Raw genomic sequence first — 16,386 nt, 5'->3', positions numbered from 1 at the left:
TTGGAACGGGCAGCATAGCGCAAAGGCCAAACCGGTATGACCCCCCGGCATGGTTCATCGCGCGCCGGGATGTTCGCCCCTCTCCCTTCCGGGGACGAACCACCCTAAGCTACCCGGAACGATATGCCGGCAACCCCTACCCGCCCGATGCGCCGCATACAGCCGCCGGGCCCCGCAAAGGACCGATCCATGCCATCCAGGGCCTGGACGCGGCACGCGCCGCGCATGGCGCGGAGCCTGATCGCGCTCCTTCTCGCCGCGGCACCGCTTGCCTCGGCTCCGCGCGCCGCATCGGCCCAGCCCCCCGCGCGGCAGGGCACGGCCCTCGTGCTCGGTACAAGTCATTATGCGTCCGAACAGGCGGTGCCGGCCTGCCGTGGCGCGGCGGAAGCGGTGGCCGGTTCCCTTCGCGCCCTCGGCTTCGCGGTGACGGAGCGCCAGGACGCCGGCCGCGGTGAGTTCGACGCCGCCCTGGCAAGCTTCGCTCGTGCCCGCGCAGCGGCGCCTGATGCCCCGGCCGTAGTCTATGTCTGCGGCCTGGCGCTGGAATGGAACAGCCGCGCCTTCCTGCTGCCCGCCACCGCCGCCCTGACCCGTGATTCGGACACGCTGACCCAGGGCATCCTGGCCCGCAACGCGGCCGATGCGGCCTCCCGCAATGGCACCGGGCCAAGCCTCACCCTGCTCGACCTTACTCCGCGCCCGGGCGGCACGCTCAACGCGGCCGGCTTCGCCGCCGCGGCGGAAACCGCGCTTGCCGCCGATGCCGGGCTGGTGGTTGCCGCGAGCCCCGCCACCAACCTGCCCGTCACCCCCCTCGCCGCCGCCCTCCGCGCCGAACTGGCCGGGCCGGCGGTGGAGCTGACCGCCCTTGTCGCCGCGCTCCGCACCCGGCTGCCCGAGGCGGCGCAGCTGGCCGTGGTGGCGCCGAAGATCCCACGGCACCTGGCCGGCGGGCCGCCACCCGCCCTTCCTGCCGCTCCCACCCCGCCGGTTGCCGCCGCTCCGGCACCGGCCGCTCCTCCACCACCCGCGCCCGCGCCGGCCGCTCTCACGCCGGCCCCTGCTCCGCCCGAGGAAAGTGCCCTCACCGAGGTGCAGCGACGCCGCCTTCAGGCCGCGCTCGGGGTGCTCGGCCATTACAACGGCCGCGTGGATGGCATCTTCGGGGCGGAAAGCCGCGCGGCGATCCGGCGCTACCAATCCTCGGCGGGGGCCGAGCCCACCGGCCGGCTCACGGCCCAGCAGATCGGGGCGCTGCTCGGCCATGCGCCGTAGCGGAATGACACAGCGCCCGATCGCGGCGCCGGAAGGGAAATCCAGGTGAAGCTGCGCACGAAGTTCAACCTCGTCATGATCGGCACCTTCGTCGCCGGCCTCGGGATCGCCTCGGTCGTCTTCCACCGGATCGCGGTGGAGGAGGCGCGGCGCGGCACCTTCAACGAGGCGCTGATGATCATGCGCAACGCCAGCGCCGTGCGCGGCTACACCTCGACGGAGCTTACCCCGCTGCTGTCGGACCAGATGGCGACGCGCTTCCTGCCGCACACCGTCCCCTCCTTCGCGGCACAGACCGTCTTCCGCGGGTTGCGGGGCGACTATCCGGATTATGCCTACAAGGAAGCCGCGCTGAACCCGACCAATCCGTCGGACCGCGCGACCGACTGGGAAGCCGACATCATCAACAGCTTCAAGCGAGATGAAGGGCTGACGGAGCTGGTCGGCCAGCGGGATACCGTGACCGGCCCGGTGCTGACCTTCGCCAAGCCTTTCCGGATCACCGATCCCGCCTGCCTCACCTGCCACTCCACCCCGGCCAATGCGCCGCGCACCATGGTGGACCTCTACGGCCCCTCCAACGGCTTCGGCTGGGCGCTGAACGACGTGATCGGCGCGCAGATCGTCTCCGTGCCGCTTCAGGTCGCGATGAAGCGCGCGAACGATTCCTTGCAGACCTTCCTGATCAGCCTCTCGGGCGTCTTTTTGCTGATGCTGATCGCCCTCAACATCATGCTGCACCTGCTGATCGTGCGCCCGGTGCGGCGCATCTCGGCCCTGGCGAAGTCGGTTTCGGAAGGCGAGGAGAACGTCCCGGAATACCAGCCCCCGGGCAATGACGAGATCTCCTCCCTCGCGCGCTCCTTCAACCTGATGCGCCGCAGCCTGGACAATGCCATGCGGATGCTCGGCACGCCGTGACACGACCTTGAACGAGACGGGAACCGAGCCCCGGCGCATCGGCCGCTACGTCGTCGAGGGCGAGATCGGCCGGGGCGCCATGGGGCTGATCTTCAAGGCGCGCGATCCGGCCATCGGGCGCATCGTCGCCATCAAGCTCGTCTCCACGGAGCTGCTCGATTCGGCGGAGCGCGCGGACTTCCTGCGCCGCTTCGAGCATGAAGTGCAGGCCGCCGGCCGATGCAGCCATCCCAACATCGTCGCCGTCCACGACTATGCCCTGCATGAGGGCCATCCCTTCTTGGTGATGGAATATGTGGAGGGAACGAGCCTGAAGGAGGCGCTGCGCGGCGGCCTCCGCCCCAGCATTCCCGAGGCGGCGGCGCTGGTGCAGCCCATCCTCGCGGCACTGGCCTGCGCCCATGCGAACGGCGTGGTGCACCGGGACATCAAGCCCGCCAACATCCTCCTCGCCCGCAACGGCGCCACCAAGGTCGCCGATTTCGGCATCTCGCGGATCGAGGGCTCGGATGTCACCCAGGTCGGCGACGTGGTTGGCACGCCGAACTACATGTCGCCCGAGCAATGCCTGGGCGAGCCGGTGGACGGACGGGCAGACCTCTTCTCCACCGGCGTGCTGCTCTTCGAGCTGCTGGCGGGGCGCCGCGCCTTTGACGGCCGCAGCCAGATCGAGGTGACGCGCAAGATCCTGGATGGTCCGCCGCCCAGCCTGCCGGATAACGTCCTGGCGGCCGCGCCCGGCCTCGCCCAGGTTATCGGGCGCAGCCTGGCCCGCAACCGCGAGGATCGCTTCCCCAGCGCGGATGCCATGGCCGCGGCCCTGCGCGCCGGGCTCGATGCGCCGCCGGATGACGGCACCGTTCTCGCCCCGCGCCCCGCGCCCATCTTCGCGCGCCCGTTCACGCCCCTTTCCCCGCAAGCCTTCGACGAGGGGACGCTCGGCCGGCTTGCCCGCCGGCTTGCCCCCTATGTCGGCCCCATCGCGCCGCGGCTGGTGGCGAGCGCGGCGCGCGGGGCCGGAAGCCTCGAAGCGCTCTGCGACAGCCTGGCCCTCAACATCGGCGAGGAGACCGAGCGCCGCCGCTTCCGCCAGGAAGCCCAGCGCGAAACCGAAGCGTCGCGGGCCGGGTCCATGGCCGGCCCGCCTTCGGTCAGCCGTGCCGCACCCGCCACCGCGAGCCCCACCCCGGCGAGTCTGCCGCCCGAGACATTGGCGGCCGCGACGGCAGCGCTGCTGCCGCATCTCGGCCCGATCAGCCGCATCCTGGTGCAGCGGGAGGCTGCGTCCGCCGCCACCGCCGAGGAGCTGTGGAACCGCCTGGCGGAGCGCATCGCCGAGCCGGCGGAACGCGCCACCTTCCTGCGCAAGCGGACAGCATAGAGCGCCACTCCCGGCCTCAGCCCGGTTCGCAGCTCGACCCGCAGGCCGACCGCCCCCTGGCTCGTTCGGAAGGGCGGCGCGGCGTTACGGGCCTGACGAGGCCAGGGCGCAGGGCCCGGTGATGGACCCTAAAGTCCGGCGGTCACCGCCTCCGTCACCCGCAACGCCTGGGCCTCGTCCAAGTAAGGATGCATCGGCAGGGCCAGGATCCGCTTGCACAGGCTTTCGCTGACCGGCAGCGGCGGCACCTGGCCAATGGCCGCGGCATGGGCCTCGCGATAGGCGGGCTGGTGGTGCAGCGGCAGCGGGTAATAGACCGCCGTGGGAACGCCGCGGGCCTTGCAGGCCTCCTGCACCCGGCTGCGCTGCGCCTCATCCGCCAGCAGGATGGAATAGAGGCCGAAGGCGCTCTCCGCGCCCTCCAGCCGGGCGGGGGTCTGCACCTTTCCGGCCAGCCTTGCATCGTACCAGCCGGCGATGCGGGTGCGGGCGGCCAGCTCCTGCTCCATCAGCGGCAGCTTGCAGAGCAGGATGGCGGCCTGGATCGTGTCTAGCCGGCCGTTCATGCCCGTGCGCATCACCTCGTAGCGGGTCTTGCCCTCGCCATGGGTGCGGAGCGAGCGGTAGAGATCGGCCTTCTCCGCGTCGTTCGTCAGCAGCGCGCCGCCATCGCCGTAACAGCCGAGCGTCTTGGTCGGATAGAAGGACAACGCCGCCGCCCCGGCCCAGCCGCCGAGCCGCCGGCCCTTCAGCACGCCGCCGAAGGCCTGGGCGGCGTCGTCCAGGGCGAACATGCCCTCTTCGGCGCAGATTGCCTCGATGGCGGGCCAGTCGGCAGGCAGGCCGAACAGGTCCACGCCCACCACGGCGCGGGGGCGCAGCTTGCCCTCGGCCTTCACCAGGGCGATGCGGCGGCGGAGATCCGCAATGTCGATGTTGAAGGTCGCGGGGTCCACATCCACGAAGACCGGCGTGGCGCCGAGCACCAGCGGCACCTCGGCGGTGGCCGTGTAGGTGAAGGCGGGCAGGAAAACGGCATCCCCGCGCCCGATCCCCTCGGCCATCATGGCGATCTGCAGCGCATCCGTGCCGGAGGAGACGCCGACGCAATGGCCCACCCCGGCGAAGGCGGCCAGCCCCTTCTCCAGCTCCTCCACTTCAGGCCCCTGCACGAAGCGTCCGGAATCGAGCACGGCGGCGATGCGCCGGTCGATCTCCGGTCGGATCAGCGCCTGCTGGGCGCGGACGTCGAACAGGGCGATGGGAGGGAGGGAGGGAGCGTCTTGCGGCATGAGGCGCCCCTTAGCGCAAAGCGGGCGAAGGGTCGAAATCAAGGATCGTGTCGGGTGGTAACGCGGGGGCCGGCACGCCCTTCGGGCCCTGGGGTAGGAAGCCTTGGCAATTCCGGCGTCGTAGCCTTTTCTTGCCGCAACGAACAGGAACGAGGAACGCCCATGCCGCCGCGTCACGGAGTCGGCCCTGGCCGACGCGCCGCCCTTGCCATGCTGGCCGCCCCGGCCCTGGCACGCCCGGTCTCGGCGCAATCCTGGCCGAATGGCCCTGTGCGGCTGGTGGTCCCGGTCCCGCCGGGCGGATCCATCGATGCGGTGGCGCGGCTGGGTGCGCCTGCCCTCTCAGCGGAGCTGGGCGTGCCGGTGGTGATCGAGAACCGCAGCGGCGGCGCCGGCAGCATCGGCACCGGCGTCGTCGCCAAGGCGCCGGCAGACGGCAACACCTGGCTCATCACCTTCGACTGGCACCCGATGATGAACGCCCTGGTGCCGAACCTCTCCTTCGACACGCGCACGGATTTCACCCCGGCCTTCCTCGTCGGCAGCGCGCCCTATGTGCTCGCGGCGCGGCCGGACGCGCCCTTCCGCAGTCTGGCGGAAGTGATCGCAGCCGCGAAGGCGCGGCCCGAGACCGTCACCTTCGCTTCCACTGGCAGCGGTACGCTGGGGCATCTGGTGATGGTGCTGCTGGCGGCACGGGCGGGGGTGCGGATGGTGCATGTCGCCTATCGCGGCGGCGGCCCGGCCATGACCGATACGCTGGGCGGGCGCGTGGACCTGATGATCGGCAGCGCCGCCCTCATGGCGCCTGCCATCGCCGATGGAAGGCTGCGCGCCATCACCCAGACCGGCGCCGAGCGCATCCCAGCCCTGACCAGCCTGCCAACCGCGGCCGAGGATGGCTACCGGGACGTGGTCGCCAGCGCCTGGTGGGGCTATTTCGGCCCGGCCGGCGTTCCTGCCCCCATTGTCGCCCGCTTCGCCGGGGCGCTCCGCGCCGCCTATTCCGGCGACCGGGTCCGCGCCACCATGACGGAGACGCAGCAGGCGCGCCTGATCCTGGGTGATGCCGCGGCGCTGACGGAGCTGGTGGAACGCGAGGCCGGGCTCTGGTCCCGCGTGATCCGGGAACATGAGATCAAGGCCGATTGAACCGATGGACAGCTTCCCCCGCCTCGATCCCGCGATCGTCGCCGCCTTCCGCAACCTGCCCAGCTCCGCCATTTCCGACGCGCTGGACCGCCAGGGAATCGAGGGCGCAGTGGAAGGGCTGCGCCCCATGCTGGCCGGCGCCCGCATGGCGGGGCAGGCCGTCACCCTCGCCTACCTGCCCGTCGGAACGCGGCGCGGCACGATGGGCGATTTCCTCCACCTCGCCGCGCCCGGCGACGTCCTCGCCCTCGACATGCGCGGGCGCACCGACTGCACGGCCTGGGGCAACATCCTCACCGAGGCGGCGAAGCGCGCCGGCCTGTCCGGCACGGTCATCGACGGCGCCAACCGCGACATCGGCGAGAGCCGCGCGCTTGGCTACCCGATCTGGTCGCGTGCCCATTTCATGCGCACGGGCAAGGACCGCTGGCAGCTGGAGGCCACCAATGTGCCGATCGCCCTGGGCGGCATCCGGGTGGAGGCGGGGGATCTGATCTGCGCCGATGACGGCGGCGTGGTGGTGGTCCCGCGCGAGGCGGCGGTGCCCACTCTGGAGATCGTGCAGCGGATCGGGGCGAAGGAAGCCCTCATCCAGGACGCGGTCCGGGGCGGCGCGGAACTCGCCGAGGCCCGCGCCGCCCATGGCTACTTCGCCCTGCAGGAGCGGGAGCGGCGATAAGGCCTGGAACCGCCCTCAGCTTCGGACGCGCAGCCGCAGCAGGCTGACGATCGCCCCCAGCGCCGCCATCCCGCAGCCCAGGGTCAGCGCCAGCTTGGGCCCGCCGATCGGCATGCCGGGCATCCATCCCAGCACCAGCCCCACCATGGCCGCGCCCGAGGTCTGCCCCAGCAGCCGGGCGGTGCTCAGCATCCCGCTTGCCCCGCCCGCGCGCTCTGGCGGGGCGGCGCCGACCATGGTGCGGTTGTTGGGCGTCTGGAACAGCCCGAAGCCGAAGCCGCCCAGTGCCATGCGCCAGAGGATATCCACCGGATGCGGCGCGTTCGGCAGCAGCGCGAGGAGGCCCAGCGCCGCCGACATCATGACCAGCCCCACCCCGCCCAGCACCCCGGCCGGGATGCGGTCCAGCAGCCGCCCGGACAGGGGCGCGGCCGTGGCGGTGGCGAGGAACCAGGGGATGGTCAGCAGCCCCGCCTGGAAGACGGAGAAGCCGTAGCCGGTCTGCAGCAGGAAGGGCAGCGAGGAGAAGGCGAGGCTCTGCGCCATGAAGGAGCAGAGCGAAGTGCCGACCGAGAGGGAGAAGACCGGGATCCGCAGCAGGTCCACCGGCAGCAGCGGCCGCGCGACGCCGGTCTGCCGCCGCACCAGCCACACCCCCGCCACCACCCCCACCGCCACCTGCGCCAGCGCCATCCAGGCCTCGCCACCATGTGCCAGGGAGTCGAAGCCGAGGATCAGCATGCCGAAGGTGGCGGCGGACAGCAGGGCGCTCAGCACATCGAACCGCTGCCGCCCGCGCGGGCTTTCGGGCAGGGAGCGCCAGCCGAGCGCCAGCGCCGCCAGGCCGATCGGCCCGTTCACCGCGAAGATCCAGGGCCAGTCGGCCACCGCCAGGATCAGCCCCGCCACCGTCGGCCCCGCCGCCGCGGCAGTGGAGACGACCATGGCGTTGAGGCCCAGGCCCCGCGCCAGCCGGGCGCGCGGCTGGATGAAGCGGATCACCGCCGAATTCACGCTCATCAGCCCGGCCGCGCCGAAGCCCTGGAAGGCCCGGGCCAGCACCAGCCCGTCGAAACTCGTCGCCATGGCGCAGAAGACCGAGGCGATGGTGAAGAGGACCAGCCCGCTCAGATAGACCCGCCGGTAGCCCACGATCTCCCCCAGCGCCGCCAGCGGCAGCAGGGAGACGGTGACGGCGAGCTGATAGGCATTGGTAGCCCAGATGGCTTCGGCGGGGGGTGTGTTCAGGGCCCGCGCGATGGTGGGCAGCGCCGCGGCACCGATGGTGCTGTCGATCACGGACATCATGATGCCCATGGCGACGGCGGCGGTGGCCCAGTGGCGGCGGGGCAGCGGAAGTCCGTCCGGGGGGATGTCAGGCGGGAGGGGCCGGGAGGACGAGGCGGACAGGGACGGGACACTCCGGGTGGGCCGTTCAACCGGCCATGCTCTTCCTGCGCCCGATGCGCAACCTTGGCCAGATCGGGGTGCCGGATCGGACCCCGGAAGAGGTCCGACTCAGCCTGGGCGGCTCAGCCCGCCGCCACCACGGCCCGCATCCCGCCGCTCACCCGCAGCAGCGCCTCCGGCGTGGAGGCGAAGACATGGCGCGGGCTGCCGGCGGCAGCCCAGACCTCGCCATGGGCAAAGAGCGCCTCGTCCACCAGCACCACGGGCGCGGTGGCATGGCCGAGTGGCGCCACGCCGCCGATGGCGAAGCCGGTCACCGAGCGCACCCAGGCGCCTTCCGCGCGGCCGATGGACAGGCCGGTCAGCGCCGCCACCCGGGCCGGGTCGACGTTATGCGCGCCGCTGGCGACCACCAGCACCGGCCGCTCCGTTCCGTCCGGTCCGGTGCCGCGGAAGATCACGGATTTGGCGATCTGCCCCACGGAACAGCCCACGGCGGCGGCGGCGTCCGCCGCGCTGCGCGTACCCTCGGGAAATTCCTGAAGCTCATCCGGATGCCCGGCCGCACGCAGCGCCGCACGCACGCGGCCCACCGAGCCACCTTCCCCCTCACCCCCTGCCATGACCATATCCCCCACGTGACCGAGACACTTGCCCTGGACCGCCCCGCCACGCAGACGGCGGAGTCGCTGGCCCTCTACATCCACTGGCCCTTCTGCGCCGCCAAGTGCCCTTATTGCGACTTCAACTCCCATGTGCGCCCGGCCGTGGACGCCGCGCGCCATGGCCGCGCGTTGCTGACGGAGTTGGAGCATGAGGCCGCCCGCGCTGGGCGCCGCCGCCTGGGCTCGATCTTCTTCGGCGGGGGCACGCCCTCCCTGATGCCGCCCGGGGCCGTCGCGGCGCTCATCGAGCGTGCCCGGGCGTTGTTCGAGGCGGAACCCGATCTCGAGATCACGCTGGAGGCGAATCCCACCAGCGTGGAGGCCGGCAAGCTCCGTGAGTTCCGCGCGGCGGGGGTGAACCGCCTTTCGCTCGGCGTGCAGGCGCTGGATGCGGCCTCGCTTGGCTTCCTCGGCCGCAACCATTCCGCCAATGAGGCCATCGCGGCGCTGGAACATGCCCGCGAGACCTTTCCGCGCCTTTCCTTCGACCTGATCTACGCCCGCCCGGGCCAGGGCGAGGCCGCCTGGCGCGAGGAGCTCCGCCGGGCCCTGGCGCTCGCCGCCGACCATCTCTCGCTCTACCAACTCACGGTCGAGCCGGGCACGCGCTTCGCCACGGAGCATGCGCGCGGCGCCTTCCACCTGCCCGAGGGCGACGACGCGGCCGCACTCTACACCGCGACCGCCGAGGAGGCCGCGCGGTTCGGCCTGCTGCCCTATGAGGTGAGCAACTACGCGAAACCCGGCGCCGAGAGCCGGCACAACCTGGCCTATTGGCGCTATGCCGATTACCTCGGCATCGGCGCCGGCGCGCATCAGCGGCTGACGCGGGATGGCGCCATCCTCGCCGCCCGCCGCCACCGCGCGCCGGAGATCTGGCTGGAACGGGTGGAGCGGGACGGGCATGCGCGGGTGGAGGAGGAAGCCCTCTCCGCCGTCGACCGCGGCCGCGAGGCCATGCTGATGGGGCTGCGCCTCTCCGAGGGCATCGATCCCGCGCGCATCGCCGCGCGCAGCGGGCAGGACTTCGATGCGGTGGTGGACCGCGCAATGCTCGAGGCGCTGCAGGAGGAAGGCTATCTGCGCTGGCTGCCGGACGGGCGGCTCCAGGCCACGATGGAAGGGCGGCTGCGGCTGGATGCCCTGCTGCCCGTGCTGCTGCGGTAATTCTGCCCCGGGGCTGAACCGGCTCCGTCGCGGGACACGTTCCTAGGCCGGAGGCGGGCCGCCTGGGGTCCGGGGCTCAGGCCCCTCGGCCGCACGCCTCGCCTCGCCTCGCCTCGCCTCGCCTCGCCTCGAAGGCGGCATCCGGCCCCGGCTGACACGCAAGCTCCTGGGGTGCCGGGCGGGACGCCTGCGTCCCGCCCGGCGTCGCCTCATCGTTGTGGCATTCCCTCGGGGATGATGGTTTTAACGAGGGAGGCGTCGAGGGCCTCGTAGTCGTGGTAGCCGATGGTTTCGTAGAGCTGGGCGCGGGTTTGCATGCGCTCGACCATGCCCTGGGTGCCGCCGTCCCGCTGGATGGCGGCGTAGAGCTCCTCCATGGCGCGGTTGGCCACCCGGAGCGCCGAGACCGGCCAGATCACCATGGCATAGCCCATGGCCTCGAACTCCTGGTCCGTGAAGAAGGGCGTGCGGCCGAACTCGGTCATGTTGGCCAGGAGCTTCACGCCGGGCATGCGCCGGGCGAATTCGCGGAACATCTCGGCCGTGGTCAGCGCTTCCGGGAAGATCGCGTCCGCCCCGGCCTCGAGATAGAGCTTGGCCCGCGCCACTGCCCCGTCCATGCCCTCGCTCGCCGCCGCATCGGTGCGGGCGATGAGGGTGAGGTGGCGCCGCGCCTTGCGGGCGGCGGCCACCTTGGCGGCCATGTCATGTGGGTCGGCCAGCTTCTTGTCGTTCAGATGCCCGCATTTCTTGGGCAGCAGCTGGTCCTCCAGATGCACCGCCCCCGCGCCGGCCTCCTCGAAGGCGCGGACCATGTGCATGACATTCAGCGCCTCGCCATAGCCGGTGTCGCCATCCACCAGCACCGGCAGGCCAGAGGCGCGCGCCACCTGGCGGATGTGCCAGCAGACATCATCGACCGTGATCATGCCGAGATCGGGCAGGCCCATGCCGGCCGACATGGCCGCGCCTGACATGTAGAGCGCCTCGAACCCCGCCCGCCTGGCCAGCAGCGCCGCCATGCCCGTCTGCGCCCCCGGCAGCCGCAGAATGCCCGGCCGCTCCAGCAGCGCGCGAAACCGCACCCCCGCCGGCGCCTCCGGCAGGTCCTCTCCAATCACATAGGGCATCAGCGCGCCCCCAGGCCGCGCTGCGCGAGCGGGACGAAGGCGCGCGGCTCCGGGCCGGTGTAATTGGCCGCTGGCCGGATGATCTTGCCATCCGCGCGCTGCTCCAGCACATGCGCGCTCCATCCGGCGGTGCGCGCGATGACGAAGAGCGGCGTGAACATCTCCGTCGGCACGCCCATCATGTGGTAGGAGACGGCGGAGTACCAATCGAGATTGGCGAACATCTTCTTGGTATCGGCCATCACCGCCTCAATGCGCTCGGCGATGTCGTACATCTTGCGCGAGCCAGCCTCCTCGGACAGCTCCAGCGCCACCTGCTTGATGATGGCGTTGCGCGGATCGGCGATGGTGTAGACGGGATGGCCGAAGCCGATCACCACCTCCTTGGCCTCGACGCGGCGGCGGATATCGGCCTCCGCCTCGTCCGGATTGTCGTAGCGCTTCTGCACCACGAAGGCGACCTCGTTGGCGCCGCCATGCTTCGGCCCGCGCAGCGCGCCGATGCCGCCGACGATCGCCGAATGCAAATCCGAGCCCGTTCCCGCGATCACCCGCGCGGTGAAGGTGGAAGCGTTGAACTCATGCTCGGCATAGAGGTTGAGCGAGGTGTGCATCGCCCGCACCCAGCTCTCGCGCGGCGAGCGCCCGTGCAGCAGCTCCAGGAAATGCCCACCGATGCTGTCCTGGTCATTCTCCACCTCGATACGGCGGCCGTTCTGGGCGTAGTGGTACCAGTAGAGCAGCATCGAGCCGAGCGAGGCCATCAGCCGGTCGGCGATGTCGCGCGCCGCCGCGGGGTCATGGTCCTCCTTCTCGGGAAGGGCGCAGCCCAGGGCGGAAACGCCCGTGCGCATCACGTCCATCGGATGCGCGGCGGCCGGCAGCGCCTCGAGCGAGGCCTTCACCGAGGCGGGCAGCCCGCGCAGCGAGCGGAGTTTGGCCTTGTAGCCGCGGAGCTCCGCCTCACTGGGGAGCGTGCCGTGCACGAGAAGATGCGCGATCTCCTCGAACTCGCACTGCCCCGCGATGTCGAGGATGTCATAGCCGCGGTAATGCAGGTCATTGCCCGAGCGGCCCACCGTGCAGAGGGCGGTATTGCCGGCGGTAACGCCGGAGAGGGCGACGGACTTCTTGGCCTTCGGGGCCTGCGGCGTGTCGTTCATGGCGTTCTCTTCCTCTCCTGTGTTCAGGCCTTGTGGCCAAAGATACCGGTGAGCCGCGCGCTGTCGAGCCGGCCCGCCGGCATGGCCACGTTCAGCCCCGTCAGCTCCCCGGCACGCAGCTCCGGCAAGCGCTGCACCAGCTCCAGGAACCGGCGCGATTCCGCGGGATCGAGCAAGTCTTCGGTCAGCGTCTCGAACTTGCGGATGTAGTCCGCGCGGCCCCAGGGCGTGGCGCCGAGCGTATGGACATTCGCGACCGCCAGCTCATCGGCGATGATGGAGCCATCCTTCATGCGGATCTCCACCCGACCGCCGAAGGCCTTCACATGCGGGTCGCGCGAATGATAGCGCTCCGTCCATTTCGGGTCCTCGAGCGTGCGGATCTTGTGCCACAGCCGCACCGTGTCGGGGCGCGCGGCCCGCTCGGGCGCATAGGAGCGGACATGGTGCCAGGCACCGTCCTGCAACGCGACCGCGAGGATGTACATGATCGAATGGTCCAGCGTCTCGCGCGACGCCGTCGGGTCCATCTTCTGCGGGTCGTTGGCCCCGGTGCCGATCACGTAATGCGTGTGGTGGCTCGTCTCCACCACGATCTCCTCCACCGCGTCCCAGTCGGTGATCCCGCGCCCCATGCGGAAGGCGAGGTCGATCAGCGCCTGGGACTGGTACTCGGCCGAATGCTCCTTGGTGTAGGTGTCGAGGATGGCCCGCTTGGCCTCACCCGGCGCGGGAAGCGGCACGCGGTAATGCGCATCCTTGCCGTCCAGCATCCAGGCGATGACACTGTCTTCGCCCTCATAGATCGGGGATGGCGCGCCCTCGCCGAGCATGGCGCGATCCACCGCCTCCACCGCCAGCTTGCCGGCATGGGCGGGCGCGAAGGCCTTCCAGGAGGAGATCTCGCCCTTGCGGCTCTGTCGCGTCGCAGTGGTGACATGCAGCGCCTGCTGCACCGCCTGGTGGATGATGGCGGTGTCCAGCCCCAGCAGCGTGCCGATTCCCGCCGCGGCCGAGGGGCCGAGATGCGCGACATGGTCGATCTTGTGCTCATGCAGGCAGATCGCGCGGACGAGGTTCACCTGGATCTCGTAGCCCGTGGCCAGGCCGCGCAGCAGCGCCGCCCCGTCGCAGCCGCATTGCTGGGCGACGGCCAGGATGGGCGGGATGTTGTCGCCCGGATGGGAATAGTCGGCGGCCAGGAAGGTGTCGTGGAAGTCCAGCTCCCGCACCGCCGTGCCATTGGCCCAGGCCGCCCATTCGGCATGCACCCGCACCTCGGGTCCACAGCCATGCAGGGTGGCGCCGCCCGGGCGCGGATGTGCCAGCGCCTGCGCCCGGGCCGTGACCGCCGGATGGCGGTTGATGGCCGCGATCGCCACCGACGCATTGTCAATGATCCGGTTCACGATCATCTCCGCCACCGCGGGTTCCACCGGCACCGGGTCCGTCGCCACGGCGGCGATCTTCCAGGCCAGCTGCTCTTCGCGCGGCAGCCTGTCCCGCTCCGGGTGAACGGTGACGTCGTGGACGATCATGATGCGCCTTTGCTCCCAGGTCACTGCGAAGATCGCGACAGCACCGCGCAGCGTGAAGGGGCAATCTTGCTCATTCGTGCCGCGCCATGGCACCAGTGTTGCGAAGTTTGCGAATGCCAGGAGTGCCGATGACGCGCCAGGACGCCAAGATCTTCGCCGGCGAACGCCTGCGGCGCCTGCGCACGGGCCGCGGCATGACCCAGGTCGCCCTGGCCACCCTGCTCCGCCTCTCGCCCTCCTATCTGAACCAGATCGAGCGCGACCAGCGCCCCCTCCCGCGCGAGGTGATGAACCGGCTCTGCGAGGCGCTGGAGGTCCGCCCCGGCTATTTCGCCGAAACCGATGAACTCCGGCGCGTGGGCGACCTGCGCGAGGCCCTCGCCGATCCCCTGTTCGGCACGGCCCCGCCCGACCTGGCCGAGGTGCATGCTGCCGTCCGGGCGGCGCCCGAGGTGGCCGCGCGCCTTCTCGCGATGCACCGCGCCTACCGCGCGCTGGAGGAGGAGCACCGGGCCCTGCATGCCCGGCTGGTCGATGGCGCCGTCGCCATGGGCCCGGCCTCCCGTCTTCCCTATGACGAGGTGCAGGATTGGGTACAGGCCCAGCGCAACCATTTCCCCGCCCTGGACGAGGCGGCGGAGCACCTCTTCGAGACCAGGGGCTTCTCCTCCCAGACCCTGTCCGCCGATCTGCGGAACCACCTATCGGAGCGGCACGGCATCTCGGTGGCGGAAGCCTCCGGAGACGAACGGGAAACCGGCGTGCTCTGGCGCCTGGACCGCGACACCCGCCGCCTGCTGCTGGCCGAGGAAATGGCGGCCGAGAGCCGCCTCTTCTACCTTGCCCATGTCGTGGGTCTGCTGGGGCAGGGCGAGACGATCGACCGCATCGTGGCCGGCGCACCGTTATCGGGCCCCGATGCGCGTGCCCTGGCGAGGGTAGGCCTCGCCAATTACTACGCGGGCGCGCTGATGCTGCCCTATGGCCGCTTTCATGCCGCCGCGCGGGAATTGCGACACGACGTGGAGCGGATGCAGCGCCGCTTCAGCGCTTCCTTCGAGCAGGTGTGCCACCGCCTCAGCACGCTGCAGCGGCCGGGGCAGGAGGGCGTGCCCTTCTATTTCCTCAAGGTCGATGTGGCCGGCAATGTCTCGAAGCGCTCCAGCGCCACGCGCTTCCACTTCGCGCTGTTCGGCGGCGCCTGCCCCCTGTGGAACGTCCACCAGGCCTTTGCCCAGCCGGGCCGCATCCTGACGCAGCTCGCCCGCACGCCCGACGGGGTGACGCATCTGTGCATTGCGCGCACCGTCGGCAGCGGGGGCTCCTTCCTCAACCAGCCGCGGGAGGGAGCAGTCGGGCTGGGCTGCGAGATCGGACATGCCGATCAGCTGGTTTATTCAGCCGGTATCGCCCTGGCGGATCAGCGGCTGCCCGTGCCGATTGGCCCGGGCTGCCGGGCCTGTGAGCGTGGGGATTGCCGTCACCGGGCCATGCCGCCGGTGGGGCACCGGCTGGATGTCGGCACGGCGGAGCGCGGCCTTCTGCCCTATCGGATCGTCCGCCCCAGCCAGGGGTGAGCCGTGCTGGCGGGATCAGGCCCGCACAAGGATGCCGCGCCTCTGCCGCCGCCTGCTCCTACCGCCAGGACGCCGGATGACTGTCAGCGCCGCCAGGAAGGAGAGTCCGGAGCAGACGGCCAGCGCGGGTGGATACCCGGCCATGTCCCGCAGCAGGCCGATGAGGGCGTGACGCGGTGTGCCGGGGGGAACAGCCGGCCATCCCCGCCTCGTCCTATCCATCACTGCGGCACCGAGCCGCACCACCCAGACAGAGAAGGAACCCCCGCCATGCGCAAGATACTCACCATTGCCGCCCTCGCCACTGCCCTGGTCGGTGGCGAGGGCGGCCCCTCCTTCGCCGAGGGCGACTACATCTCCGGCCCCACCGCCTCGCAGTCCTGGAGCCAGGTCGGGGGCCGCACCCCGCTCGCCGGCTCCTACTTCGCGGTGCAGAACCGGTATGCCGGTGGTGACGACCAGTATGTCGCCGGCCCCACCGCCTCGCCCTCCGCCTCCGGCCGCACGCCGCTGGCCGGCGTCATCGGCGCGTTCGACTTCACCTCCCAGGGCAGCTGAACCCTCACGCCTGCCCGACGCGAACCCGGCCGCCCCCCAGGGCGGCCGGGTGCGACGCCTGTCACGTCGCCGAGGCGATGCGTCCACCCTCCCAGCGCACCGCACGCACCAGCTTCACGAAAGCACTCACCGCCCGGTTCATCGGACGACCGGCCGTCAGCAGCTCGGTCGCGACTGTCATGTCCCGGTCTCGAGTTTCGGCCGTAGTGGATCAGGTCACGGACCATCAGCGCACCACCGAGCTGCATCAGCATGCCGCCGGTCTCGAGCGTGCCGAGTGGCACCGGCGCAGAGCCGAGTTGACGCACCAGCGTCACCTCCGCCATCGCCCCTTCGTCATTACCCGGGAGGAAGATGACACGATTTCCTCTTTCGCGCCGCGGGTCCTGCGCCAGCAGCGCGGCCGGCAGTGTGTTGAAGGCCTTCGCCATGCGTGTACCTGGCAGCTTCTTCACCAACATCACGCTGGAGGCAC

Annotated in this window: 14 protein-coding genes; 8 read left to right on the top strand and 6 right to left on the bottom strand. The window is 71.0% G+C overall.

Going from position 1 to position 16,386, the window contains the following annotated elements:
- The first annotated feature begins 189 nt into the window (after nucleotides 1–189).
- The 3 genes from GSE44_RS20175 to GSE44_RS20165 are packed head-to-tail and all read left to right on the top strand — an operon-like array spanning nucleotide 190 to nucleotide 3,580.
- Nucleotides 190–1,278, top strand: coding sequence for a peptidoglycan-binding domain-containing protein (locus GSE44_RS20175; RefSeq protein ID WP_159350633.1), 1,089 nt, complete (start codon nucleotides 190–192; stop codon nucleotides 1,276–1,278).
- A gap of 45 nt (nucleotides 1,279–1,323) precedes the next feature.
- Nucleotides 1,324–2,199, top strand: coding sequence for a Tll0287-like domain-containing protein (locus GSE44_RS20170; RefSeq protein WP_159350632.1), 876 nt, complete (start codon nucleotides 1,324–1,326; stop codon nucleotides 2,197–2,199).
- A gap of 7 nt (nucleotides 2,200–2,206) precedes the next feature.
- Nucleotides 2,207–3,580, top strand: a complete 1,374-nt coding sequence (locus GSE44_RS20165; RefSeq protein ID WP_159350631.1) for a serine/threonine-protein kinase — start codon at nucleotides 2,207–2,209, stop codon at nucleotides 3,578–3,580.
- Between the two features lie 128 nt (nucleotides 3,581–3,708).
- Here GSE44_RS20165 and GSE44_RS20160 read toward each other — a convergent pair whose 3' ends face one another.
- Complete coding sequence (locus GSE44_RS20160; protein WP_159350630.1) at nucleotides 3,709–4,872, bottom strand: DegT/DnrJ/EryC1/StrS family aminotransferase; 1,164 nt, start codon at nucleotides 4,870–4,872, stop codon at nucleotides 3,709–3,711.
- A 162-nt stretch (nucleotides 4,873–5,034) separates the two neighbouring features.
- On the opposite strand from GSE44_RS20160, the gene GSE44_RS20155 reads away from it, so the two are divergent.
- Both GSE44_RS20155 and GSE44_RS20150 read left to right on the top strand, forming a co-directional pair.
- A complete protein-coding gene (locus GSE44_RS20155; protein WP_159350629.1) occupies nucleotides 5,035–6,024 on the top strand; it encodes a tripartite tricarboxylate transporter substrate-binding protein in 990 nt (329 codons plus the stop codon).
- A 4-nt stretch (nucleotides 6,025–6,028) separates the two neighbouring features.
- Nucleotides 6,029–6,703 (top strand): RraA family protein, encoded by a 675-nt coding sequence (locus GSE44_RS20150; protein WP_159350628.1) that lies wholly within the window; start codon nucleotides 6,029–6,031, stop codon nucleotides 6,701–6,703.
- 15 nt (nucleotides 6,704–6,718) lie between these two features.
- Here GSE44_RS20150 and GSE44_RS20145 read toward each other — a convergent pair whose 3' ends face one another.
- Both GSE44_RS20145 and GSE44_RS20140 read right to left on the bottom strand, forming a co-directional pair.
- Entirely contained in the window at nucleotides 6,719–8,020 is a 1,302-nt protein-coding gene (locus GSE44_RS20145; protein ID WP_159350627.1) for an MFS transporter, read from the bottom strand.
- A gap of 215 nt (nucleotides 8,021–8,235) precedes the next feature.
- Complete coding sequence (locus tag GSE44_RS20140) at nucleotides 8,236–8,736, bottom strand: YbaK/EbsC family protein (RefSeq protein ID WP_159350626.1); 501 nt, start codon at nucleotides 8,734–8,736, stop codon at nucleotides 8,236–8,238.
- A gap of 15 nt (nucleotides 8,737–8,751) precedes the next feature.
- Here GSE44_RS20140 and hemW point away from each other — a divergent pair, with 15 nt between their 5' ends.
- Nucleotides 8,752–9,945 (top strand): radical SAM family heme chaperone HemW, encoded by a 1,194-nt coding sequence (gene hemW / locus GSE44_RS20135; protein WP_235924982.1) that lies wholly within the window; start codon nucleotides 8,752–8,754, stop codon nucleotides 9,943–9,945.
- 209 nt (nucleotides 9,946–10,154) lie between these two features.
- Here the strand turns inward: hemW and prpB are convergent, their stop codons facing one another.
- From prpB to GSE44_RS20120, 3 genes are read right to left on the bottom strand one after another with little or no spacing between them, the layout of a single operon-like run.
- On the bottom strand, nucleotides 10,155–11,075 hold the full coding sequence (prpB, locus tag GSE44_RS20130; RefSeq protein ID WP_159350624.1) for a methylisocitrate lyase: 921 nt from the start codon (nucleotides 11,073–11,075) through the stop codon (nucleotides 10,155–10,157).
- Nucleotides 11,075–12,238 carry a bifunctional 2-methylcitrate synthase/citrate synthase gene (gene prpC / locus GSE44_RS20125; protein WP_159350623.1) on the bottom strand — a complete coding sequence of 388 codons (1,164 nt, stop codon included), beginning with the start codon at nucleotides 12,236–12,238 and terminating at the stop codon, nucleotides 11,075–11,077. The genes prpB and prpC overlap by 1 nt, the downstream gene beginning before the upstream one ends.
- Before the next feature lie 23 nt (nucleotides 12,239–12,261).
- Complete coding sequence (locus tag GSE44_RS20120) at nucleotides 12,262–13,776, bottom strand: MmgE/PrpD family protein (RefSeq protein WP_159350622.1); 1,515 nt, start codon at nucleotides 13,774–13,776, stop codon at nucleotides 12,262–12,264.
- Between the two features lie 128 nt (nucleotides 13,777–13,904).
- On the opposite strand from GSE44_RS20120, the gene GSE44_RS20115 reads away from it, so the two are divergent.
- The gene (locus tag GSE44_RS20115) at nucleotides 13,905–15,353 is read left to right on the top strand and encodes a helix-turn-helix domain-containing protein (protein ID WP_159350621.1); all 1,449 of its coding nucleotides are present in this window, start codon (nucleotides 13,905–13,907) and stop codon (nucleotides 15,351–15,353) included.
- 270 nt (nucleotides 15,354–15,623) lie between these two features.
- The gene (locus tag GSE44_RS20110) at nucleotides 15,624–15,911 is read left to right on the top strand and encodes a hypothetical protein (RefSeq protein ID WP_159350620.1); all 288 of its coding nucleotides are present in this window, start codon (nucleotides 15,624–15,626) and stop codon (nucleotides 15,909–15,911) included.
- Nucleotides 15,912–16,386 lie beyond the last annotated feature (475 nt).

Source organism: Muricoccus harenae (assembly GCF_009848505.1).
GTDB lineage: Bacteria > Pseudomonadota > Alphaproteobacteria > Acetobacterales > Acetobacteraceae > Roseomonas > Roseomonas harenae.
Note: the sequence above shows the minus strand (reverse complement) of the source record. Positions and strands in the feature narration are given on the sequence as shown.